This is a genomic window from Trichocoleus sp. DQ-A1 (assembly GCF_039961955.1).
GTDB lineage: Bacteria > Cyanobacteriota > Cyanobacteriia > Cyanobacteriales > FACHB-T130 > FACHB-T130.
Genome location: NZ_JAMPKE010000005.1, coordinates 34,852 through 56,347, shown reverse-complemented (window position 1 = coordinate 56,347; position 21,496 = coordinate 34,852). Strand labels below are relative to the sequence as shown.

General features: G+C 48.0%; 21 protein-coding genes and 1 tRNA gene. 13 read left to right on the top strand and 9 right to left on the bottom strand.

Annotated features, from left to right (window positions below; all coding sequences use genetic code 11):
* Position 1: 1 nt before the first annotated feature.
* Together NDI33_RS07290 and NDI33_RS07285 are read right to left on the bottom strand one after the other, a co-directional pair.
* A complete protein-coding gene (locus tag NDI33_RS07290) occupies positions 2–595 on the bottom strand; it encodes an HAD family hydrolase (RefSeq protein ID WP_190677209.1) in 594 nt (197 codons plus the stop codon).
* Positions 596–689: 94 nt separating this feature from the next.
* Positions 690–1,649, bottom strand: coding sequence for a glycosyltransferase family 9 protein (locus NDI33_RS07285; protein WP_190677206.1), 960 nt, complete (start codon positions 1,647–1,649; stop codon positions 690–692).
* Positions 1,650–1,744: 95 nt separating this feature from the next.
* Here NDI33_RS07285 and ispD point away from each other — a divergent pair, with 95 nt between their 5' ends.
* Positions 1,745–2,437: a 2-C-methyl-D-erythritol 4-phosphate cytidylyltransferase gene (ispD, locus tag NDI33_RS07280; protein ID WP_190677204.1), complete on the top strand. Its 693-nt coding sequence runs from the start codon at positions 1,745–1,747 to the stop codon at positions 2,435–2,437.
* On the opposite strand, the gene NDI33_RS07275 is transcribed toward ispD, so the two are convergent.
* Positions 2,434–2,877: a hypothetical protein gene (locus tag NDI33_RS07275; protein WP_190677202.1), complete on the bottom strand. Its 444-nt coding sequence runs from the start codon at positions 2,875–2,877 to the stop codon at positions 2,434–2,436. The two genes, ispD and NDI33_RS07275, sit on opposite strands and share 4 nt — an antisense overlap.
* A gap of 313 nt (positions 2,878–3,190) precedes the next feature.
* On the bottom strand, positions 3,191–3,985 hold the full coding sequence (locus NDI33_RS07270) for a glycoside hydrolase family 16 protein (RefSeq protein WP_190410294.1): 795 nt from the start codon (positions 3,983–3,985) through the stop codon (positions 3,191–3,193).
* 490 nt (positions 3,986–4,475) lie between these two features.
* Here NDI33_RS07270 and NDI33_RS07265 point away from each other — a divergent pair, with 490 nt between their 5' ends.
* Together NDI33_RS07265 and nfi are read left to right on the top strand one after the other, a co-directional pair.
* Entirely contained in the window at positions 4,476–5,456 is a 981-nt protein-coding gene (locus tag NDI33_RS07265) for a glycosyltransferase (protein WP_242033211.1), read from the top strand.
* The gene (nfi, locus tag NDI33_RS07260) at positions 5,453–6,115 is read left to right on the top strand and encodes a deoxyribonuclease V (RefSeq protein WP_190677198.1); all 663 of its coding nucleotides are present in this window, start codon (positions 5,453–5,455) and stop codon (positions 6,113–6,115) included. The genes NDI33_RS07265 and nfi overlap by 4 nt, the downstream gene beginning before the upstream one ends.
* Positions 6,116–6,213: 98 nt before the next feature.
* Here nfi and NDI33_RS07255 read toward each other — a convergent pair whose 3' ends face one another.
* Positions 6,214–6,834 (bottom strand): serine acetyltransferase, encoded by a 621-nt coding sequence (locus NDI33_RS07255; RefSeq protein ID WP_190677196.1) that lies wholly within the window; start codon positions 6,832–6,834, stop codon positions 6,214–6,216.
* A 588-nt stretch (positions 6,835–7,422) separates the two neighbouring features.
* Here NDI33_RS07255 and NDI33_RS07250 point away from each other — a divergent pair.
* The 4 genes from NDI33_RS07250 to NDI33_RS07235 all read left to right on the top strand — a co-directional run bounded on the left by NDI33_RS07250 (position 7,423) and on the right by NDI33_RS07235 (position 10,950).
* Positions 7,423–7,974, top strand: a complete 552-nt coding sequence (locus NDI33_RS07250) for an FHA domain-containing protein (RefSeq protein ID WP_190429610.1) — start codon at positions 7,423–7,425, stop codon at positions 7,972–7,974.
* 6 nt (positions 7,975–7,980) lie between these two features.
* Positions 7,981–9,990, top strand: a complete 2,010-nt coding sequence (locus tag NDI33_RS07245; RefSeq protein WP_199302529.1) for an FHA domain-containing protein — start codon at positions 7,981–7,983, stop codon at positions 9,988–9,990.
* Positions 9,991–10,189: 199 nt separating this feature from the next.
* Positions 10,190–10,498: a hypothetical protein gene (locus NDI33_RS07240; RefSeq protein ID WP_190677194.1), complete on the top strand. Its 309-nt coding sequence runs from the start codon at positions 10,190–10,192 to the stop codon at positions 10,496–10,498.
* Between the two features lie 26 nt (positions 10,499–10,524).
* A complete protein-coding gene (locus tag NDI33_RS07235; RefSeq protein WP_190429611.1) occupies positions 10,525–10,950 on the top strand; it encodes a hypothetical protein in 426 nt (141 codons plus the stop codon).
* A gap of 132 nt (positions 10,951–11,082) precedes the next feature.
* Here the strand turns inward: NDI33_RS07235 and NDI33_RS07230 are convergent, their stop codons facing one another.
* The gene (locus NDI33_RS07230; RefSeq protein WP_190536067.1) at positions 11,083–11,568 is read right to left on the bottom strand and encodes a hypothetical protein; all 486 of its coding nucleotides are present in this window, start codon (positions 11,566–11,568) and stop codon (positions 11,083–11,085) included.
* A gap of 98 nt (positions 11,569–11,666) precedes the next feature.
* On the opposite strand from NDI33_RS07230, the gene hetZ reads away from it, so the two are divergent.
* The 3 genes from hetZ to NDI33_RS07215 all read left to right on the top strand — a co-directional run bounded on the left by hetZ (position 11,667) and on the right by NDI33_RS07215 (position 16,195).
* Positions 11,667–12,809, top strand: a complete 1,143-nt coding sequence (hetZ, locus tag NDI33_RS07225) for a heterocyst differentiation protein HetZ (protein WP_190677192.1) — start codon at positions 11,667–11,669, stop codon at positions 12,807–12,809.
* Positions 12,802–13,821: a hypothetical protein gene (locus NDI33_RS07220; RefSeq protein WP_190677190.1), complete on the top strand. Its 1,020-nt coding sequence runs from the start codon at positions 12,802–12,804 to the stop codon at positions 13,819–13,821. Before hetZ ends, NDI33_RS07220 begins: the two co-directional genes overlap by 8 nt.
* A 73-nt stretch (positions 13,822–13,894) precedes the next feature.
* Complete coding sequence (locus tag NDI33_RS07215) at positions 13,895–16,195, top strand: DUF3488 and DUF4129 domain-containing transglutaminase family protein (protein WP_199302527.1); 2,301 nt, start codon at positions 13,895–13,897, stop codon at positions 16,193–16,195.
* 144 nt (positions 16,196–16,339) lie between these two features.
* Here NDI33_RS07215 and NDI33_RS07210 read toward each other — a convergent pair.
* The 3 genes from NDI33_RS07210 to NDI33_RS07200 all read right to left on the bottom strand — a co-directional run bounded on the left by NDI33_RS07210 (position 16,340) and on the right by NDI33_RS07200 (position 17,736).
* Positions 16,340–16,421: transfer RNA gene (locus tag NDI33_RS07210), tRNA-Leu, on the bottom strand.
* A gap of 93 nt (positions 16,422–16,514) precedes the next feature.
* Entirely contained in the window at positions 16,515–17,297 is a 783-nt protein-coding gene (locus NDI33_RS07205; RefSeq protein ID WP_190677188.1) for an SDR family NAD(P)-dependent oxidoreductase, read from the bottom strand.
* 154 nt (positions 17,298–17,451) lie between these two features.
* Positions 17,452–17,736: a DUF427 domain-containing protein gene (locus NDI33_RS07200; protein WP_190410277.1), complete on the bottom strand. Its 285-nt coding sequence runs from the start codon at positions 17,734–17,736 to the stop codon at positions 17,452–17,454.
* Between the two features lie 200 nt (positions 17,737–17,936).
* Between NDI33_RS07200 and recQ the strand changes: the two genes are divergently transcribed.
* The 3 genes from recQ (at position 17,937) to NDI33_RS07185 (ending at position 21,478) form a co-directional block, all read left to right on the top strand.
* Positions 17,937–20,090, top strand: a complete 2,154-nt coding sequence (gene recQ, locus NDI33_RS07195) for a DNA helicase RecQ (RefSeq protein ID WP_190677186.1) — start codon at positions 17,937–17,939, stop codon at positions 20,088–20,090.
* Positions 20,091–20,334: 244 nt separating this feature from the next.
* Positions 20,335–20,475: a hypothetical protein gene (locus NDI33_RS07190; protein WP_190536071.1), complete on the top strand. Its 141-nt coding sequence runs from the start codon at positions 20,335–20,337 to the stop codon at positions 20,473–20,475.
* A 190-nt stretch (positions 20,476–20,665) separates the two neighbouring features.
* Positions 20,666–21,478: a hypothetical protein gene (locus tag NDI33_RS07185; protein WP_190677184.1), complete on the top strand. Its 813-nt coding sequence runs from the start codon at positions 20,666–20,668 to the stop codon at positions 21,476–21,478.
* The last annotated feature ends 18 nt before the right edge of the window (positions 21,479–21,496 follow it).

The following is a 21,496-nucleotide window of genomic DNA, read 5'->3' as shown; positions in this document are numbered from 1 at the left end:
TTTAATTATTCTGCTGGCAAATCCACTCAACCGCCGCGACTAAATCCGCTGCGATGAAATCCGGGCGAGTGTGGTGTTGATACTCGCCACCCAAAACGCGATCGCCAAATCCAGTCTGCACTAAAATCCCGGTACAACCGGCATTGTGCGCCATGTCGATATCGGTGGCTTTGTCCCCCACCATAAAACTGCGCGACAGATCCAGATCGTGTTCCCAAGCAGCCGCCACCAGCATTCCCGTATTCGGCTTGCGCCAGGTACTCCAGCGGCTGAATTCTGGATTTGTCCCTCCTTCCGGGGGACTGAGATAAGGGCAGTAATACAAAGCATCTAAACGCGCCCCTGCTTCAGCTTGCAAGAGGTGGCAGAGGCGCAGATGCAGAGCATCCACATGGCTAGCCGGATAGTAGCCTCGTGCGGGGCCAGATTGATTGGAAACGAGACAGCAAAACATCTGCTGGTCGTTGAGCAGCCGTACCGCCTGAGCCACCCCCGGTATCAGGTGTAAATCCTCAACTTGATGGATATAACCGGCTTCGACATTGAGGACGCCATCCCGGTCAAGAAATACTGCTGGTTTGGCAGTTGTAGACATGAATTGAATCAACAGAGAATAGTTTGGAGGGGCGGGAAAATTAAAAATTAAAAATTTGGCAATTTTGCATTTTTAATTTTTAATTTTTAAGGATTTAACCGCCCCAGATTTGCTTGAGAACGTCTGCGGGAGGGATGTCGGCTATGGAGCGACTGGGAGATTGCAAACCGCGAACGCGATCGCTACTCGGCAGCAATTTTTTCGCTTCTGTAGGGCCAAACAGCGCAATCGTGTAAGTCCCAACGGCGACGGCTAAGTGCATGGGCGCACTATCCGTACACAGCATCAAGTTAGCACCAGCAATCATTGCTGCCAACTTTCCGATATCCCCAGGCGAAGTTACCTTCAGGTTAGGAGAGGACTGCATGAGTTCGCTGACAAATGCTTTATCCTCTGGCCCTTTGAGGAGGACAATCGGCAAATCGGGCTGTCGCTGTTGAGTTTCTTGAATAACCTGCTGCCATTTCTTGACTGGGTAGATTTTATCTATCCCTTTCGCCTGAGCCAGGGCGCTAGAACCCCCATGAATCAAGATGTAGCCAGTTTCTTGAACACCGAGTTGTTTTTGTTCCTTTTCTGCCCACTCAATATCTGGTTTTGGTACATTGACCGCCAGAGGAGGACAGGGGGAATTCATTCCTAAACCTTGCAGCAAATCGTGATACATATCAGCGGCATATTGCTCGGTTTTTAGCGGGACTGGGTTCGTGAGAAACCAGTTTCCTGGGCCGTTATAGCTAATTCGAGTGGGAATGCCGGTCAGCCACAGCAGCAGCCCTACACTCCACCTGCGCCCCAGAGACAGGGCGATATCATACTCGCGATCGCGGATTATACCCAGTAAATTTCCCCAGTCTGCTGGTCCGGTACGGTCTTTGAAGTCATAGGTGAGGATTTCATTAACCGACTTGCAAACCCGGTAGGCACCCTTTGCCCTGGGTTCTACAATGACATCAATCTGAGCTTCCGGGTAATACCGCTTCAGGTCATCCAGGGTAGGGAAGAACAGAATTTGGTCGCCAATCCCGCCGGGGACAAGGGCAAGTATTCGCATTACTGTTGATTGAGGTTACTTATCAGCTTCATTTTAGGGGAAGATATACTTAGCGCAACAAGGATTAACAAAGCGGTCAGCAAAAGAGGAAGCGTGTGCATTTATTGATTCCAGCAGCAGGGATGGGGCGTCGGATGGGGAGCGAGCGAAATAAACTCCTTTTGACGTTGCTCGGTAAACCCTTGATTCACTGGACTCTCCAGGCGGTTGAAGCTTCCCGTCACATCAGTTGGATCGGTTTAATTGCTCATCCAGATGACTTTTCTGACTTCAAGGAGATTCTCGCTGACCTCTCCCTCACTAAGCCCGTGCAATTGATCGTTGGTGGGTCAACCCGTCAAGAGTCGGTCTACAACGGCTTGCAGGCGCTCCCATCCGCCCACCACGTCTTAATTCATGATGGCGCTCGGTGTCTTGCGACGCCCCAATTACTGGATCGGTGTGCTGAGGAACTGATGAATTGTCCCGGCTTAATTGCAGCGGTGCCGGTGAAAGATACGATTAAAGTCGTGGATGCGGCTGGGTTCATTGAAAGTACACCCGATCGACAGCATCTATGGGCGGCTCAAACGCCCCAAGGTTTTCAAGTTGATTTGTTGCAACAGTGTCATACGGAAGCCCGACGCCAAAATTGGGAAGTGACCGACGATGCGGCTTTATTTGAAAAGTGCAATTTGAACGTCCGGATCGTGCAGGGAGAAGAGACGAATCTGAAGGTGACAACCCCAGTGGATTTGAGCGTTGCAGAGTTTATCCTGCGCCAACGCTTGGGAACGGAACGATCTTAATGACGGTGTGACTCTGGTGCGCGATCGCTGTGAGCGCTCTCTTGCGGATCGGAGTTCAATTGACTGCTGGGTTCATATTTCTTTTGAACTTCTTCCAGCTGCTTAGTAATTTGATTAATTCTTTGCTTAACCGTCTGAAAGTCAATATTGCGCCAATGAATAATCGTATTTTTTACTTTTTTCTGTTCTCTGTCAGCCACAGCTTGCATTCGCCCCCCTTCACAAATTTTTTTTAACCTGTCTTGTAAATTAATGTAACTTGTGATACGGAACAGTCCACTCCGTCTTGCGGAGGAAGCCAAAGTAAATATCTCCGTATCTTGTACCATTTTTAAGTCGGCGGTTTCAACCACGTCTAAAACGCTGAAACCCCTGCACAATCGGAGGTCGGGTAGAGCGTAAACGTAGGTGTGTTCGTGCCGTAAGGCTTGAGCTTTCAAGGGAGAGTAGCAGGGTAAACTGCCCTAGTGCTGGGTAACGCGCAACTCAATCGCCATGCACCCCGCGCCCAGAGGTGGCTCCCCAGCCTACACATCCGCGATTTGGATTAGTTTTTCACGAGAGCTTAAGATCGTTGTTGTTTCTTGTTTGCAATCGATGGACTTCTTAACCCCCCAATTTATTGGGGGGTTGGGGGAATCAATAATGTAGCGCCTCACAACCAAATGGTATTCGTTTGTGTAGTCGCGACTTTAGTTGTCAGGCGTTTTTATTGAACCCAAAAACTGAATTGGATTGACGAGAAAACATCTATTAAGCCTTTTTATAGATGCGGATATAGTCAACATCCAAGTAAGTCGGAAATGGGGTGGTGGTGAGAGGACATCCCGCAAAGCTGTTGCAGCTACCCACGAGATTGCCCACCGCCAGAACCATTGGAAAAGCATCAAACTTTTGCGTGGTGGTAAACTTTTGCACGCCATCGACGAGCCATGTCAAGCGTCCGGGTTCCCAAATTACAGTGTATTCGTGAAAGTCGTCGGTGTAGTTTGTTTCGTACAGTTTGGAAACTTCTGACTTCTTTTTACCATCCAGCAAATAGTGCTGCGTAAAAATATTTTCGTTAGGGATGTTTCCCCTAAGTTCAGCAAAGTCGATTTCTGGAGGCCATTTAAAGTCCTGTCGCCACAGCGAAATGTAACCTTGGGTACCTTCTCCCTTTTGAAAACGCGCCCGAACTACCCAACGCCCGTAAGTTTGAGCCGTAAGTTGGGTAAACCCGCCTGCGGTATAAGGAAACGTGACTCCATCCTTAGTTATGGTTTCCTTGGCAATCTTGAGGCGCAAGAGTCCGTTTTGTACAATCAATGCTGAGTTTCCATTCCACCAGGAAACTGCTCCTGCTGTACTCGGTTTACCCCAGTATCGAACGTAATTCGCTTTATCGAGAGAAGTTGAGTTGAACTCATCTGCGAAGGTAAGAGTCCAACCCGGAATATTCGGAGCGCTTCCGGTCGTGGCAGTGATTGCAGAACCTGTTTGGCTCAGGCTCAATATTGGCACGAGCGGTAGCACAAACAGGAACAAAAACACAAGAATTCTTTTCATTTCGATCGTAACGAATTGTTCATGGCTGTTCCTTGCAGGGGATCAGCCTATTTACTCTTCTGACTTGTTGCGATCGCACCGGACACTATCAGGAACCGCCTGCTTGTCTGGGTAATGCTAACTGTCAAGGAATATATTGTTGTTTACGAGTAGTAACTAGATTTCACTCTCAGGAAGCTTCCGTAAATACTTGATAGAAATGTAGTAATATTTAAACAAATTAAGTAGAAATACTTCGATTAATCGCTCAATAATTTGTTGGTTGAAGCAGCCCCAGAGAGCAGCTAGAGTATCTAGCTAAGAAAATCAGCAAGATAAAGACCCAAATTAAATTTCATAGCTGCTAAATTTCAGTTGAAATGACGTTCTTTTTAATGGCAACAAAGCCATGTTGATAACTAAACACGACTCAGAAGCGGTTATACAGCACCCTGCTTTGGCGTTCGCAGGCTTGCTATGGTGATTTCAGGTAAATATGAACTCCCACCCTATGACACAGCCCTTTCTGCCCAGGGTTTCCGTAATTGTCCCCATCTACAATGGTGAGGGGGACTTGCCAGACTTAATCGACTGCTTGCGATCGCAAACTTACTCTGCTGAGTCTGTCGAATATTTGCTGGTCGATAATAATAGTAGCGATCGCACTGCCACCCTTCTCCAGTCAGCCGCCGCCTCAGCCGCCGCTGACGGCTTAACCATTCGCCCGATTGCGGAAAACCAAATCCAAAGCTCTTACGCGGCTCGAAACGCCGGAATTCGGGCATCAACGGCTGAAATTTTTGCCTTTACCGACGCCGATTGTCGTCCTCAACCGCACTGGTTGGCAGACTTGATTGAGCCGTTTGCCAATCCAACGATTGGCATCGTCGTCGGTGAAATTATGGCATTGCCAGGGAACACCCTGTTAGAACAGTACGCTGACCGAGAAAATGTTTTGTCTCAAAAACATTCTTTAGCAAATCCGTTCTGTCCTTATGGTCAAACGGCTAACTTGGCAATTCGTCGGAAAGCTTTAGAACAGGTAGGTTTGTTTCGCCCTTATCTAACCACTGGCGGCGATGCTGACATCTGTTGGCGCATCCAACGCGAAAGTGACTGGCAATTGCATTTTGCCCTAACTGCTATTGTCCGCCACCGTCACCGCTCCACGTTCCAGGAACTTCAAAGTCAATTGCGTCGCTATGGTCGCTCAAATCGATACTTGCACGAACTGCATGGTGTCAAGCTGACAGCAAACCTGAGTGCAAAGGAATATCTATACCGATTGAGTCGGTGGTTGGTCAAGGAAGTACCGGTGACAGGTGTGAAAGCGATCGCTGGGAAAGCCGCGCTTGTAGACTTGTTAAGGACTCCGATTAATTTGATCAATGTCCGCGCTAGAGCCGCAGGGCAAAATGAAGCTAGGCTTCCGGAAGCAGCCAAGGTAATAGAGTGGCTGGAAAAACCCCAGGATGTGGAAGTAAATCCATGAAAATCCACCAACGTCACGCATGGCCTGATACCGCTGAGGAAGCGATCGCTATCCAGCAAGAACTGAGCAAAGAAGTGATTACTTCAGACCAGTTGGAATCGGTGCAGTATGTCGCCGGGGTCGATATGGGTTTTGCAGAGTCGGGTACCATCAGTAGAGCAGCCGTTGCGGTTCTAAGTTTTCCAGATTTACAGCTACAAGAGCAAGCGATCGCCTTCCGTCCCACGACCTTTCCCTACATTCCTGGATTCCTCTCCTTCCGAGAAATTCCAGCCGTGCTAGACGCCTTAGAAAAACTCAGTATCACGCCTGACTTAATCCTCTGTGATGGTCAGGGAATCGCCCATCCCCGCCGATTTGGCATCGCCTCCCATCTCGGAGTTCTCATCGACCTTCCCACGATTGGCGTTGCCAAATCTCTGTTCGTTGGGAAGCATGACGAGTTGCCAGTTGAAAAAGGCGCATGGCAACCGTTGCGGTATCGCCGCGAAATCATTGGCGCAGTATTGCGGACGCGCACGGGTGTAAAACCCGTTTATGTTTCTAGCGGACATCGGGTGAGTCTAGAAACGGCGATTGATTATGTGATGCGTTGCACTACGAAATATCGCTTACCAGAGACAACTCGCATTGCTGATAAATTGGCGTCAAATCGATAATGCAAGCTTGCGAGGGATGCGATCGTCGTACAAATTGGTTGCCAAGGGCGATCGCTTCATAGAGCGTCTCAATATAAGCCTTGAATTCAATTTCTAACTTAAACCAATTCTTCTTTTACTTTGATGCCATTCTTCTTCACAATATAAGCGGGAACGCCAACAACCACACAATTATCAGGAACATTTTTAACGACAACTGCGTTAGCTCCAACCGTAACATTGTTCCCTATCGTTACTCCGCCAATTACTTTAGCACCGGCAGTAATGCGGACATTATCCCCGATTTTCGGACGACTGGTTTTATCTCTATAACCAATTGTCACCTGTTGATTAATCCAGCAATTTTCGCCCATGTCTGCCATAATGATTGTGCTGAAGCCATGCTGGATAAACAGTCCAGGACCAAAATTAGAAGATGTATCGATAAAAAGGTAAGGACAAGATTTATAAAAATAACTTAATAAATACATGAATATCCTGGCGGATAAGTTTCCTTTAAATAATCGGTGATAATACAAGTTCCTGAATTCTTTTTGACGATCCAGCAAAGAAAGTAAATTTCCTAAGTTTGATTCGCCTTTCCAGCCAAATACGTTCACCCAACGCTTGACATCTGCATCAATAATTTCTTTTTCACTGGTTAAAAAGAAAGGAATTAACAAAGGAGAAACCAAAACTATTCCTAGGTTATATAAAGTTTTTCTAAAAAAATCTTTCATGGTTGTTAGAGAGGAACTCTTAGTTATCGTAAATCATAGCAAAGGTTTTTCCGACCTACCATAGTTGATTAAGAGGTGTTTCCAATGCGGGGATAATGCTGACTTCAACTAAATTGCAGTCATATTATCAACAAATTTGCAACACTTTTAACAACTTCCGGATAGAGGGCGAGACGTCAGGAAGCATCAGCAGGACAGGAGTTGCTATTCTCAGTTTCCCAATCTTGCAACTAAAAGAGCAAGCGATCGCTAATTGGTATCAACGCCAGCTATAATTTTATATTTTGCTTCCGTTGACAAAATTATTAAACTGTGCAAGCGAGGTGGTTGGTGCCACCATGAATGCCCAAAGTTAAACGAATTATACGAGAACGACATCGGGAACATAGACAAAGTTTGCCCATAAGTAACGCCTTCTCCTGAAGTAAAGTTGAGCAAAGATAGCGGCTCATCGTTATTTCCCGTAGATTTTCGTTTTTTTAAACTTCCTACACAATTTCAGATTTTTCTTCCAGGTCATGTTAGAAATCAGGACATTAAGACTTGAAGCAGTTTATAGAAAGAAACAATATATAAAGGCTAAGCAATATGAATGAATTAACTTTAGAGTGGCAAGAAGCCGGTCGGGGACAAACCCAAACAATTCACGATCGACAAATCGCTAAACATCCCGGTACTATCCGGATCGGTCGTGACCCAGCTCGATGCGATATCGTTTTGACAGATCCCACGGTATCTGGGCTGCACGTCGAAATATTTTTTAACCCACAGCAGCAAAGCTTTTACTTGCGGAACCTGCGAGAAAGTAATCCGCCGCTAGTGGATGGTCACACCCTCATCCAAGGTGAAGTGCCTCTGAGTCAGGGTAGCACGATCTGTTTAGGACAGATAGAAATCCAGGTGACAAAGGTTTCCTTGGCAGTGGTGGGCGTTCCTCCGACCGTTTTGTTGTCACCGCCATCACCTGTAGCAGGCAAACCCGCCCCCACCGCACCTAACCCAGCGGCTGTAACCTATGGTTTGGAATGTTCCAGTTGCCATCGCGTTTCACCGTATAACTTAATGAATTTGGGGTGTCCGTGGTGTGGCACATCCCTAGCAGCAGCATTGAGCGTTTTAGTCACTCCTAGCAGCAACTAATCAACCATGAATCCAGCACCCATGCGCCTTCGCCTCAGCTGGGACGATCCAGGAACGGGAGAACGCAAAGAACCGACGCTGGCAGTTCCAATCGCACTGGGACGGGAATTTAATCAGATGCCAGGGGAAATGAATGGGCATCGCGTCTCCCGATTAACCCTCAATAGTCTAGAGGTTTCCCGCTTCCACGCCCTGATTGATATGGACGCTGGCGGGTTGGTGGTTATTGACCAAAACAGCAGCAACGGCACCTTGATTAATGGGCAACGTCAGACGCGCAGTGTTCTAGGAAATGGCGACTCGTTGCAAATTGGCCCTTATTACATCAGCGTTACCTTCGCTGCCAATCCACCTGCGTCGCCCCCCTCTGGCAATTCTCAGATTTTCTTTCACCCAGACACGGATCTCCCTGACCCCAGGATTAGTCATCCGGCACCCCTGCCTCCGCTTGCTTCCCCCGCGCAACCAGGGGGAACGGCAGCGTTTCCTCCACCGGCTTTTCAGGCGCAGCAAGTCGTCGTACAAGACCTCCATGCCACCGGGTTGCGAGTCGATGAAGTGGACTATGCCGCCGTTGGGGGCGGTTTGGGCAGCTTTGTCTGGGTAGATTTATTAAGAATTTACGGGGTAAAAAGCAGCCAGATTGCAGCTTTGGGAATGGAACCCCAACCGTATGCCCGTTACAAGCGGTTGTGCATGAATTCGCAAATACCTCTGCACGAACGCCTGCGGTCAAATTCAGATTCTTGCCCCGATAATATTTGGGGTTGGCCTAGTTATGCCCTGCGAGAAGCTGGGCACGATTTGCTCAAGGGAAGCATAGGAACAGCATTCGGGTATTTGTGGCAGGTATTTGCCGAACCGGCTTTTGCCCAAACTTATACCCCTCGCGCCGGTAATGTCTTTGACGCCCTTGATAGGGAAGCAAAACGGATTGGTTGGGAACAGATATTTCGTTACGCCAGCGTCCGTTCGATTCGGAAAACTGAGGATGGACGATATGCGATCGCTTATTCTCGTACCAGTGCCAACCAGCGCGACCATGCTTTCTTAATTGCCCGCAATGTCCAACTCGCCACCGGCTACCCGGCGATTCAGTTTCTCCCGGATTTGCAAGCTTACCGGGAAAAAACCAATGATTTTAAGTCCGTCGTCAATGCCTACGAAGAACATAACCACGTCTACGAGCATTTAGAGAAATTTGGCGGTACCGTGATGATTCGGGGGCGGGGGATTGTCGCTTCGCGGATCGTACAGCGAATTTATGAAGCGAGGGCAAAAAACCCAAATATCTCCCTGCTACACTTGATGCGATCGCCTAAACCCCAAGGTAACAAATTTGGGCGATCGCAACGGTCTGTTGAAAATCACTACGAATTTCAACCCTTTAACTGGCCTAAAGCTACTTGGGGTGGTGAATTGCGGATAATGCTTGAAAAAGCAGCACCCGAACAGCGAAAGCGCCTACTCGCAGATTGGGGCGGCACCACCACAGCTGACCGTCAGGATTGGCGACGCATGGTTGAAGAAGGCATCCGTCAAGGCTGGTATCAAATTACCTTTGGGGAAGTGGAACGAGTCGAACGAAACCCTCACTCGTCAGGAATTGAGCGCACCGTTACCTATATTCAAGAAAAGGGATTAAAAGGACAAATTCGCCTCGAAGCTGACTTTATCATTGACGCCACCGGACTCGATGCCAAAGTCAAAGCGAATCCCCTCCTGAACGACCTTGTCACCCATTACAAACTCCCCCTCCATGAAAATGGGCGGATAGCTGTTGCCAACAATTTTGAACTTGTCGAAATGCGATCGCCGCAGGGTCGGATGTATGCTGCTGGTGCCATGACCCTCGGTGGGCCTTACGCCGCTGTTGATAGCTTCTTGGGGTTGCAATATGCAGCACTTTGTGCAGTTGATAGTCTGTCGGCAGCTCGTGCCCCCGGAATCCATCGATTGAACTTTTTGAGTTCTTTTGGGCAGTGGATAAAATGGGTCGCGAACCAAGCACCGTAAATTTACTAAATTTGCTCTGGGCACTCAACGGATTGTCAGAGTAGATTTCAGCAATATTGCTGATTCATCTAGAAGGGGGCAAGCAGAAAATATAGATAGATACTGAAAGAAAGTTGACTCCATCAATAACTGCCGTCATAGCCCTGAGCGAGCCAAAAATATGCGAGTCCATTGCACTTATCGGAATGGAGGCCATAAAGTGCGAAAACTCAAAATTTTTAACGAAGTTTTACCTGAAGTCAGGCTGTTCAAGTGTAAAGAAGCCGAGATGAGCAGCAGCTACCTTCTAGAAGATTTAACGATGAAGGAAATCGCTGACTACATGGGTTTTGGCTGTATTTCCGACCCCGAAGAAGCAAATGTCATGTCTGAAACGACAGGGTTGCCAATTGTTGGAAATTCTGTGTGGGTGAAATGCCCATTTAAGCTAGAAGTCGGAACAGTCTATGAAGGTCATTTACGCAAGAAAGAAACGTCCGGACTGCCCGAACTGAAGCTTGAAAACTGATGCGGTAAGTGGATTAAAAATTTACCATGACTCCGACACTCTTCGGTCGTTGGCAAACCCGATTATTTCTACTAGCAACACTGGGCACGTTGGTAACGTTGCCCTTTGCTTTGGGCGTCATTGGTCCCGGTGCCGACTCGCTTTTTTTCTGGATACTAGGGTATGTTGCGGTCTTTGGACTCGGCTGGGATCTCCTATATGACTATATCCAGAAATTCCGTTGGGATCGAGATTGGCCTGGAGCTTTACAGTTGCTTGCCGGTATTTGGGAAGCAGTTTTTATCGGGTTGCTGGTGAAAATATTTAGCTTACCGGGTGTAGGACGGGATCTGCCGTTGCAATGGTTTGTGCTGCACTACAGTCTCGTGTGGCTGAGCGTCTATCTGGCGTCGCATACCATCATGCGAATTTTATTTCCGCGTTGGCGTTTCCACGGGGGTCAGTTAATCTGACGAACGTTGCAGCGGATTGAATCCGGTTTATTAAAAAATCTAAAAATTAGCAGGGTTTATTCGGCGTTACACGCTCAAAGAATCATAATGATTCGTAGGGCGGACAACACCACCCTACAAAAAGCCCATGACTCAAGCGATATCGGGGGGCAAATTTCTGGGATTAGAGTTGAAGGAAGGCCAGTGTTGTTGCCGGTGTTCTTTAATCCGGTTCAGCAAATTTTCCCGAAAAATTTCAGCCCCGGTGGTACGATTACCGGGAGTTTCAAAGAAAATCGTGCTATCAACAATATCTCTGCCAACCATTTCAAACAAAATGTGAGTTACAGGTTCGGGCAAGGCAATAATTTCCGGATCTGGCACGGAAGAGAAAAGGTTGGCGTCTTCTAAAGTTGAAAAGGCGTGTATCACATTTTTTTCGAGATTGACTTGAGCGCGATTGCTAAGGGTCGTCAACAGCCAACCATCTTCCTGACTCTGGAGAATGTAATACTCGGAATGTTGCAGCTCAGTCGCATAGTCTACGAGAACGGGTGCAATTTCCGTAATCCACTTAGGTGGGATGCGATAGAGGGACGCTTTGTCAATCAGAGCTTGAATTTGTTGGTCTAAGTTCATAAGGACTATATGGGGTCTTCTGCCGTTAACGTGTCGTAGTTGGGTATGCTAGGGTCTTGACAATAATTAGCCATTGTGGGGAAATCTACCAGGGAGTGGTGGACGCAATCTTTCAACTACTATTTAACGAACTCCGACAGTCATCCAAGGCTTCGGAGCAGAACTGTCGTGAGGTTGCGGCGCGGATAGCTAGCGAAGTCGGTCGGATTTGCACTGAGAGTAAGCGAATCCAGGACTCAGGAGACATCGAAACCTGGGCAATAACACTGGCTCGTCTCCGCCTGAAGCAATGTCTTCATTATTACCAAATGGGGGCACACCGGGGACGGGTGGAATTACACAGCACCCTGAGTGCGATTATCTATCGCTACATTACACCGTCGCAGGTGCCTACGAGCTACCAGGCGCGGCTGACTTTGATAGAAGATTTCTTACAGGGATTTTATGCTGAGTCCTTAAATGCATTTCGACGAGAAAGCGGAATGGGTCCGGCGTATCGTCCTCATACTTTGTTAGAACTGGCAGAGTATATGGCTTTTGCCGAGCGCTACGGCAAGCGGCGTATTCCTTTGCCTGGTCATCGCACTCAGCAATTAATCATCCTGCGGGCGCAAACTTTTTCGCAACAGCAACCCCCGGAAACTTCCGTAGATATGGAGCAGGCGGCAGAGGGATCTGCCACTGATTCCGACTCGGTTTGGAATGAAGCGACGGTGCAGCAGGTGCGGGAGGCGATGGTCGCTCACGAATCCGAACCCCTAGAAAAAAGCTTGCGCCAGACGGTGATTAAGGAGTTGCTGGCTTATCTGAAAGAGCGCCAGCAAACTGAATGCGCCGATTATTTTACTTTGCGCCTGAAAGATTTATCCGCCGGGGAAATTGAAGCAATTTTAGGTTTGACGCCGCGCCAAAGGGATTATTTGCAGCAACGCTTCAAATATCATTTGATTCGATTTGCTCTTTCCCAGCGCTGGGAACTGGTGCATCAGTGGTTGGAAGCGGATTTAGAACGGAATTTGGGTTTGACGCCGCAACAGTGGCAAACATTTCAAGGAATGCTGAGCCAAGAGCAGGCGGAATTACTACGATTAAAGCAACAGGGATTCCCAAACACAGCGATCGCTCAAACTATGGGTTGTACGGTCTCCCAGGTTGAGAAGCGGTGGTTCAAGCTGCTAGAGATTGCCTGGGAAATTCGCAATCGTTCAGTATCCGGAGCAAGTGCATCTCAAGATGAATAGTGACCTAGACAACAATTCCGAAGCGATAGAAAACCGCTTTCTGGCAAGTCTGTTAGAGGATGGCGATCCTCTAGCAGCGCCACCACCCCCAGAGCCGCCTGCTCCTACAGACGACTTGGTCGCGGCAGAGCTGGAATTGGATGCGTTAGACCCACTGGATTCAGAAGACTTGAGCGTAGTGACCGACCACTTCGGTGAAGCGACCCAAGGCTGTCAACCACTCAACTTGGGAGGAGAAATACCGACTGTGCAAAATCGTTTCCATGCACTTTTGAAGCGCAAACTACAAACAGAAATTGAACGGAATCCGCCCCTGTTTCCCTGGGAGACGGAAATTCGTAATTATGAACCTGACTATTCAGACAGCGAAGTAAACAGCTGGGTTCCCCTATGGGCACCGCAGCTCTCTAACTTCAGTCTGCCAGTCACCCTACCCGAAACGGTTTTAACACAACTGCTAAACTCTTGCCAGGAGGCGATGCAGTCGCCGCTGCAACAGGGAGCAAAAATGGTGCGTGCCGCCAGTGCCTTATTTCCAGGGCAACCCCAGGCACTGAACCAGTTAGCAGGATTGGTGCTGCTCTATCCGACCCGTTCTCCTCAAGAGCAGCAACTGTTTACAAATCGTTATGAAGAGGCGACAGACAGCCAACAAATGGCGCTGTCCTTATTGGCGGCTAGAGAAATCATCAACGCACTGACGCTGCCTGTATCGCCGGATCGGCAGCCGATAGAGCGGCAGTGGCAGACGACAGTTGGACTGATGACTCTCAGGGCGGAATATCAGTTAGAGGGGCGGGTTCCCAGATGCCGGATTGAGACGCGCTTGCCTCGCGGCGGTAGGTTAACCTTACGAACCCCGCAAGGCTCGGCAACGGCACAGCGCACTTATCCGGGCTATTTGAGTGTAGAATCCTTTGATTTGGAAGCCAACCAGACTTATCCTCTGGAAATTCAGTTTCAGGAACTGGATCGGCAACCGCTGATTTTTGCGATCGCTGTTGGCGATTAAATTGCTAATGGCGAATGGCTAACTGTGATAGAACAATTAGCAATGAGCAATTAGCGATTGACCAATCACCAGTATGCGGCGTCTACCAGTTTTTAATCAGTTTAGGCAGCGGCTAGCAGCGATGCCGATGCCCGAAACGGAAGAATCCATTCTGTTGCGGGTGCTGGTGCAGGCGCTCGTGGTGGTAGGAATCATTGCGACGGATGTGGCAGCTGAGACGCAGATTAGCTTGTGGGCTGTGCCGCTCAGCATTGCCGGGGCGACGTGGAGTTGGTATCGACGACGCGATCGCAATGTGCCAGTGAAGTTCTTACTGGCGATTGGAATGTTGGTGGCACTGGCAGTTTTCTTGAGAAATCTGTTCGGTCAATTGAACGATACCCGGCTGGTGCTGGCAGAGTTGTTAATTCATCTGCAAGTGCTGCACAGCTTCGATCTACCTCGTCGCAAGGACTTGGGCTATTCGATGGTGATCGGGCTGATTTTGTTGGGTGTTGCTGGGACAGTGAGTCAGACGTTCGCTTTTGCACCCATATTGCTGTTGTTCTTAGGCATCGGGCTGCCGGTGTTGGTGCTAGATTACCGTTCGCGGCTCGGTTTGGAACACTTAAAAATGAAAAATGAAAAATTAAAAAAGGGGAATTCCCCCATTTTTAATTGGAAATTTTTCACTATAAATTTTTTAGGGATTGTGGGACTGGGGCTGACCATCTTTGCCCTGATGCCTCGGTTTCCTAGCTATCAGCTACAAACCTTTCCTGTCAGTGCCCCTAGTAATCTCGCACAAAAGGATTTTCCCAGCAATAACCGTGGCATTGTCAACCCTGGTAAACAAGGCAAGGGAGGTTCTGGTAGCGGGTCAAACCAAGACACTGGCCCTGGCAATGTCGATGATACCTTTTACTACGGCTTTAACAGCAAGATTAACCAGAACCTGCGGGGAGAGATGAAGCCCAAGGTTTTGATGCGGGTACGCTCCCAGTCAGAGGGATTTTGGCGGGTGTTGGGGTTTGACCGCTACACGGGTCAAGGTTGGGAGATTTCCCGCGACAATCAAACGCAGACGGTAGAGCGTCCACCTTGGTCATACCGATTTTTTATCCCTAGGCAGTTTATTACTGGGAAAACTAGGGAAGTGATTCAGACCTACACGGTGGTGTCTGATATGGCGAATCTGCTGCCAGCCCTGGCGTTTCCTAAGGAACTCTACTATCCCACGCAAAGAGTGGCACTGGATACAGAAGGCAGCGTGCGATCGCCTGCACTGTTGCAGGAGGGACTCACCTACACGGTGGTTTCAGAAGTCCCTTACCGCGATCGCACTCGCTTGGGGCAGGCGTCCACGGACTATTCCAAACCCATCCGAAATTACTATCTGCAAGTTCCCCCGCAAATTGCTGACAAAGTGCGGCAGCTAACGGAAGAAATTTTAGCGAAGTCCAGAAAACCCATCACCTCGCCTTACGAAAAAGCCCTCTACTTGGCTCAATATCTCAAACAAAACTACACAATTCCACCCGATCCCAATAGTTTGCCATTTTTGGATGAAAACGAAGACTTAGTAGAAGCATTTCTTTTCAAATACAAAGGCGGCTATCCAGACCACTTTTCCAGCGTCCTCACGATCATGTTGCGTTCGATTGGTATCCCAGCGCGACTGGTGGGGGGCTTTTCTCCTGGCGAGTTCAACCCCTTTACTGGCTTATACATCGTCCGCAACACTGATGCTTATATGATGACGGAGGTGTATTTTCCGAGTAACGGTTGGTTTGCTTTCGATCCGATCCCCACGCATCCACTCATTCCCCCTTCAATTGAAGAAGACCAAACTTTTAGCGTGCTGCGCCAATTCTGGAAGTGGGTTGCTGGTTGGTTGCCTTCGCCAGTAACCAGTTGGCTGAATAACGTGTTCGGTGCGATCGCTACCTGGCTAATTGGGGGAATCATCTGGCTGTGGGCGCTATTATCCAGGGGGTGGGTGGGCTTGTTCGCCGGTCTCATCTTAGCGATTTGCCTGGGTTTCTTGGGCTGGCTAGCTTGGAATGGGGTGCGTGTATGGCTGTACCGTCGCTGGTTAGCGAAGCTGCCTCCGATGGAAAGTCTTTATCAGGAAATGTTGGCAAATCTACGCACTCAGGGATATGCCAAACATCCAGCCCAGACGCCCTTGGAGTACGCTTATTTGGCGTATCAACACCAGCCACCGGAATCTGCTAAGGCAATTGACGAGATTACCCAAGCTTATGTCAGTTGGCGCTATGGTAAACAGAATCCCAATGTGAATCAGTTGCGGCTGCGGCTGCGAGAGTTGAAAAAATCTCAGTTGAAGAAGCGTTGGCAGCAGCGCCAAGATTTAAAGCTGAAGACTCAATAATATTTTTCGGGTTGAGATCGCGCTTTGGGTGTTGGGTGGAGAAATCGCGATGGCTTCGCCTCGGACTCCGTCCTACCCAACCCACTCAAAACAAAACCGAGGCTAAAAGCCTCGGTTAGTTACGGAGTTATCGATCGTCACTCATGCGGATGAAAGGACTTGAACCTTCACTTCTTGCGAAACTAGAACCTAAATCTAGCGCGTCTGCCAATTCCGCCACATCCGCTCATGGCGTTTACTATCATAGCAGAAACTCCCGCCATTATCAGCATTTTAAGAAATTTGTTCTTGCCCACCTTCTCAAAAGGGGTTGGGTGTTTTAGCCAGCAAGTAAGGATTCGGCACCATCAATCCACATTTCCGTCCCACTAATGAGGCTAGAGGCGTCTGAGGCTAAAAATAGCACCAGCTCGGCAACTTGCTCAGAGGAGCCAGGTTTACCATCCGTTAGCGGGATTTTTCCTGCCGGATACTCCACGGGTTCACGAGCTTGTTCCAAGCTCCGTCGTTCGGTGCTTTGGTCAATATTGGTTTCTATGGCACCCGGACAAATCACATTGACGCGGATGCGGTGTTTGGCTAGTTCTAGCGCCACCATTTTGGTGAATGCAACTTGAGCCGCTTTGGTGCAAGAATAGGCGGTTGCGCCGCTGTTGCTGAACATCCGCGTGCCATTGACGGAGGAGGTGATAATGACAGATCCACCTTGTTTCTTGAGATGAGGCACGGCATATTTAACGGTAAGGAACGTGCCTTTTAGATTGACTTTAATCGTTTTGTCCCACTCTTCAGGCTCTAGCTCTTCTATCGGTGCCCAGACGCCATTAATTCCAGCATTCGCAAATACAATGTCGAGGCGTCCCCATTGATTTATTATTTGTTGCACCGCTTGTTGCATCTCCTCTGTTTCGGAGATGTCAGCGAGTACCGGGATGGCTTCTCCACCGGCTTGTTGGATTTGGGCAACGACTTCGTTGAGTTCGTCTTCAGTCCGTCCTAGGGCTGCGATTTTTGCACCTTCTTTCGCCAATAGCACTGCTGCTGCTTTGCCGATGCCCGAACCCGCACCTGTAATCAGTGCTACTTTGTCACCAAGTTGCATTGCCCTTCCTCTACTTTGACCTGTTTCCTATTGATGGTTGAACAAAGGAAGGGACACTACATCCGTCTTCTGGAAGACGTAGTTTGGAATCGTGCAAGGTGATAGGTAATTCCTTCCAGGCTTGGGGGCACGGCATTGCCGTGCCTCCACTGGCTTATGCTTCGACTTTGACGCCTTTCCAGAAGGCAATGTACCCTTCAATGTTCTTGGCGGCGTCCTTGGCTTGGGGATAGTACCAAGCTGCATCTTTGTTGACTTGCCCATCGACTTCGATGGAGTAATAGCTGGCTTTGCCCTTCCAAGGACAGCTGGTGTGAGTGTCGCTATCTTTGAAATATTGCTGGTTGATAGCATCAGCGGGGAAGTAGTGGTTGCCTTCCACGACTTCGGTGCGATCGCTTTGGGCTAAAACCGTACCATTCCAGATTGCTTTCGGCATGGGTTAATTTACTAATAGACTTTCCAAGTATCATTATGATTCGTAAAGCAGGCTCTCGTTAGCGCAACCAATTTCGGGCAGCAGTTTTGGATGCCCACAGCACTCTGAAACTCCCTTGCGGAGAATTCGGAATTTCTTCATTCATCCTTTTGATCCTGCGCGGATGCGCCGCTTTGCTAACATCCTTCATCCTTCGGAAGATGCCCCAGTTTCATTCTCTCGAACAGGCACTCAAACATTTCTTTGGTTACGACAGCTTTCGCCTAGGGCAACGTCAGATTATTGAAGAAGCGCTACAAAACCAGGATTTGCTGGTTGTGATGCCTACAGGCGGAGGAAAATCTTTGTGCTTTCAGCTACCTGCACTACTGAAATCCGGCTTAACCGTGGTAGTGTCGCCGTTGATTGCCTTGATGCAAGATCAAGTGGAAGCGTTACGGGATAACGGCATTGGCGCGACGTTTCTCAATAGTAGTCTCAGTTGGGGACAAGTGCGATCGCGCGAACAAGATATCCTCAATCGCCGCATCAAACTACTCTACGTTGCCCCAGAAAGACTTTTGGGAGAAAAATTTTTGCCCTTTTTAGATTTGGTGCAACACCAAATTGGAATTCACTCGATTGCCATTGATGAAGCGCACTGCGTTTCTGAGTGGGGACATGATTTTCGCCCAGAATATCGGCAATTGCGACAATTACGCCAACGCTATCCGAATGTGCCCTTTTTAGCCCTTACCGCCACCGCTACCGATCGCGTCCGTCAAGATATTATCCAACAGCTGGCGCTCAGGCAACCCAGTATTCACATTGCCAGCTTTAACCGCCCGAATCTTTACTACGAAGTTCAGCCAAAAGAGAAACAAGCTTACTCCCAACTCTTAAAGCAAATTCGCACAACTGAAGGTTCCGGGATTATTTATTGCCTCAGTCGTCGCCGCGTGGATGAAATTGCCTTTCGATTACAAAAAGATGGGATCTCAGCGCTACCTTATCATGCGGGGTTAGATGATGAAGAACGGACTTCCAATCAAACCCGCTTTATTCGAGATGACGTGCGAGTAATGGTAGCAACGATTGCCTTTGGCATGGGAATTAATAAACCCGATGTGCGCTTTGTTATTCATTACGACTTGCCGCGCAATTTAGAAAGTTATTATCAAGAAGCAGGAAGGGCAGGAAGAGATGGAGAACCGGCGCGTTGTACTGTCTTTTTTGGCTACGGCGATTTAAAGACCATTGAGTATATTATTGACCAAAAAACCGACCCGCAAGAGCAAAGGATTGCCCGTCAACAATTGCGACAGGTAATTGATTATGCGGAAGGAACAGACTGTCGCCGCACAATTCAATTGGGTTATTTTGGCGAACGTTTTGCAGGAAATTGCGGCAACTGCGACAACTGCCGTTTTCCTAAACCCGTGCAAGATTGGACAATTGAAGCGCAGAAATTTCTTTCTTGTGTCGCTAGATGCAAAGAAAGATACGGGATGAATTACATTATCGATGTGCTGCGCGGCTCAAAAAATCAGAAGATTTATCAGAATGGACATCAGGAACTTTCTACCTACGGCATCGGCACTGATAAAAGTGTAGAAGATTGGAAGATGTTAGGGCGATCGCTCTTGCATCAAGGACTTGTCGATCAAACCACTGACGGTTATTCTGTCTTAAAGCTCAACGCTTTAAGCTGGGAAATCTTACGGCGTCAGCGTGAGGTGCAGATTGCCGTTCCGATTGTTACTGCAATTGATGAATCGCCGCAAATGGCAGCAGAAGTAGAAATGCTGTATGAACAATTGCGCCAGCTTCGCAAACAACTCGCTGATGAGCAATCCGTGCCTCCGTACGTCGTCTTTGCGGATTCTACCCTAAAGCTGATGGCTCAGATGCAACCTCAAAGCTTACCGGAATTTGGCAAAATTTCCGGTGTTGGAGATTATAAATTAGCTCAATATGGTGAGCGATTTGTTACTGAAATTCAAACTTATTGTAAAGAACAAGGGCTTTTTAAATCAACTTCTGTTGCGCCAATTTCTCAAAAAAATCACCCTAGCTACACCCAGTTAGCGACGCTGGATTTGTATATGCAAGGTTTGAGCATTGAAGAAATTGCTCTAAAACGTAACTTGCGGATAGGCACTATCTTAGATCATCTAGCAGAACTAATTTCGATGAACCAGCCTGTCGATTTAAACTCGTTAGTACCCCTAGAACGTCAAGAACCCATTTTAAAAGCGATTCAAGAGGTGGGTGCTAGTTCACTCTCAAAGATTCGAGATTCGCTAGGGGAAATCTATACTTTTGATGAGATTCGACTGGTGCGGGGACTGTGGAAACGAGAGAATAAAGGTTAATTTTTTAACGCAAAGGTACGCAAAGGTTAGCGCAAAGGTACGCAAGGTAAGGGCTTACCTCTCGTTTCCTGAAGTGGTTAGCAAGTAAAAAATACTACTTTTGGCGTATGGTGCAATAGTAAATAATCTGTATAAAGGGATGTTGGTGTCGCCATAACACAAGGTAGTCTGTTCCTCCCTGAAGCCCGTTGGGTTCTTCGACAAGATGAAGCAAGAAAAGCGCTTCCCTAAGAATGTTTAGGGCGTGCAGTTGCACTTCAATCAAGCTATCAAACAGGTACAAAAAGGCAACTACTATCAAGCTGAACGCTGGCTCAATCGGGTGCAGCATTCGTCTGATAGTCAAGCATCGGTTAAAAAGGCGATGCAACCGTTGAGCGTCTAAAATTTGTGGTGAACGCTTTAGCTAAGGGAGTCAGGAGGCTTCGCCAACCTTTTAAACGGCAGGGCAGGAGCTTTTTCACTCATCTAGTGTTAAAACCAATAATATTGCCTGAATCCTCAAGGACGGGTGTGAAGTTAAGTTTAAGCTACGCAATGACGGATTTTGCAAGCTCTTTAGGAGAAGTTAAGAGATGACCCATCACGTCAATCAGCTTGGCGAAACTATCCCCCAAACGCTTAATGGATATGACCCTAACGTGTTTCCAGCATTTCATGAAACGCTGCAAACTCACTTTCCAGGGGCAGTCCCCATGAGCAAGTACATGAGAAAGACTTTTCAAAGCTTGAGTGCCTACGGTTTTTGTGACGAAAACACGATGGGAATGATAGCAATTTGTCGGGATGAAGTCGCCGAACCCCTATTCATTGAAGTAATTCGATACTGGGGGAAAACTTTTAATTGTTGCAGCTTAGCCGGGTTTGTCATGATGGGGAAAACTGGGTTAGCTGCTGCGACTGACCATACCCCTATCGTTGATGGTATCCGTCGTTTTACTTTCTATGCGATGCCCCATATCGCTATTTCTAGACATGGTGATATTGGTAAGGTTTATCGAGATGGCGTTCAAAAAGTTTCCCATGCTTGTGGAGCATTAGAAACAGTCGTCAAAGAATTGGCATCTGGTCATCTGAAACTAGAAATGGATATGCAGGATATTGAACAAACAATTATCCGGCAGAAAATTCTTTCATCCCTTACCTATGGGGACAAACCGGATTTAATAGCGATTACAAAGTTGGCATCTAAAATTATTTCCGACGATGTCGAATCCCTCTTAAATACTCTGGATTGCTCTGTATTTAACTACGCCGTCATGACCGGAATTCAAATCCACGGCCCTCTAGGCACCCACTGGATCTATCCACAAGATTTTTATGTCGTCGGAGCTGACATTCCTGGGGGGAAGGAAAAGATAGAAGCGTTTCAGGCGGCGCAAAATTAAAAAGGTAATAACAACGCG

Excerpts from the sequence above, each read along its gene's own strand:
- NDI33_RS07290 (WP_190677209.1), bottom strand. The coding sequence starts at position 595 with ATGTCTACAACTGCCAAACCAGCAGTATTTCTTGACCGGGATGGCGTC.
- NDI33_RS07285 (WP_190677206.1), bottom strand. The coding sequence starts at position 1,649 with ATGCGAATACTTGCCCTTGTCCCCGGCGGGATTGGCGACCAAATTCTG.
- NDI33_RS07270 (WP_190410294.1), bottom strand. The coding sequence starts at position 3,985 with ATGAAAAGAATTCTTGTGTTTTTGTTCCTGTTTGTGCTACCGCTCGTG.
- NDI33_RS07265 (WP_242033211.1), top strand. The coding sequence starts at position 4,476 with ATGACACAGCCCTTTCTGCCCAGGGTTTCCGTAATTGTCCCCATCTAC.
- nfi (WP_190677198.1), top strand. The coding sequence starts at position 5,453 with ATGAAAATCCACCAACGTCACGCATGGCCTGATACCGCTGAGGAAGCG.
- NDI33_RS07255 (WP_190677196.1), bottom strand. The coding sequence starts at position 6,834 with ATGAAAGATTTTTTTAGAAAAACTTTATATAACCTAGGAATAGTTTTG.
- NDI33_RS07250 (WP_190429610.1), top strand. The coding sequence starts at position 7,423 with ATGAATGAATTAACTTTAGAGTGGCAAGAAGCCGGTCGGGGACAAACC.
- NDI33_RS07245 (WP_199302529.1), top strand. The coding sequence starts at position 7,981 with ATGAATCCAGCACCCATGCGCCTTCGCCTCAGCTGGGACGATCCAGGA.
- NDI33_RS07235 (WP_190429611.1), top strand. The coding sequence starts at position 10,525 with ATGACTCCGACACTCTTCGGTCGTTGGCAAACCCGATTATTTCTACTA.
- NDI33_RS07230 (WP_190536067.1), bottom strand. The coding sequence starts at position 11,568 with ATGAACTTAGACCAACAAATTCAAGCTCTGATTGACAAAGCGTCCCTC.
- NDI33_RS07220 (WP_190677190.1), top strand. The coding sequence starts at position 12,802 with ATGAATAGTGACCTAGACAACAATTCCGAAGCGATAGAAAACCGCTTT.
- NDI33_RS07215 (WP_199302527.1), top strand. The coding sequence starts at position 13,895 with ATGCGGCGTCTACCAGTTTTTAATCAGTTTAGGCAGCGGCTAGCAGCG.
- NDI33_RS07205 (WP_190677188.1), bottom strand. The coding sequence starts at position 17,297 with ATGCAACTTGGTGACAAAGTAGCACTGATTACAGGTGCGGGTTCGGGC.
- NDI33_RS07200 (WP_190410277.1), bottom strand. The coding sequence starts at position 17,736 with ATGCCGAAAGCAATCTGGAATGGTACGGTTTTAGCCCAAAGCGATCGC.
- recQ (WP_190677186.1), top strand. The coding sequence starts at position 17,937 with ATGCCCCAGTTTCATTCTCTCGAACAGGCACTCAAACATTTCTTTGGT.
- NDI33_RS07185 (WP_190677184.1), top strand. The coding sequence starts at position 20,666 with ATGACCCATCACGTCAATCAGCTTGGCGAAACTATCCCCCAAACGCTT.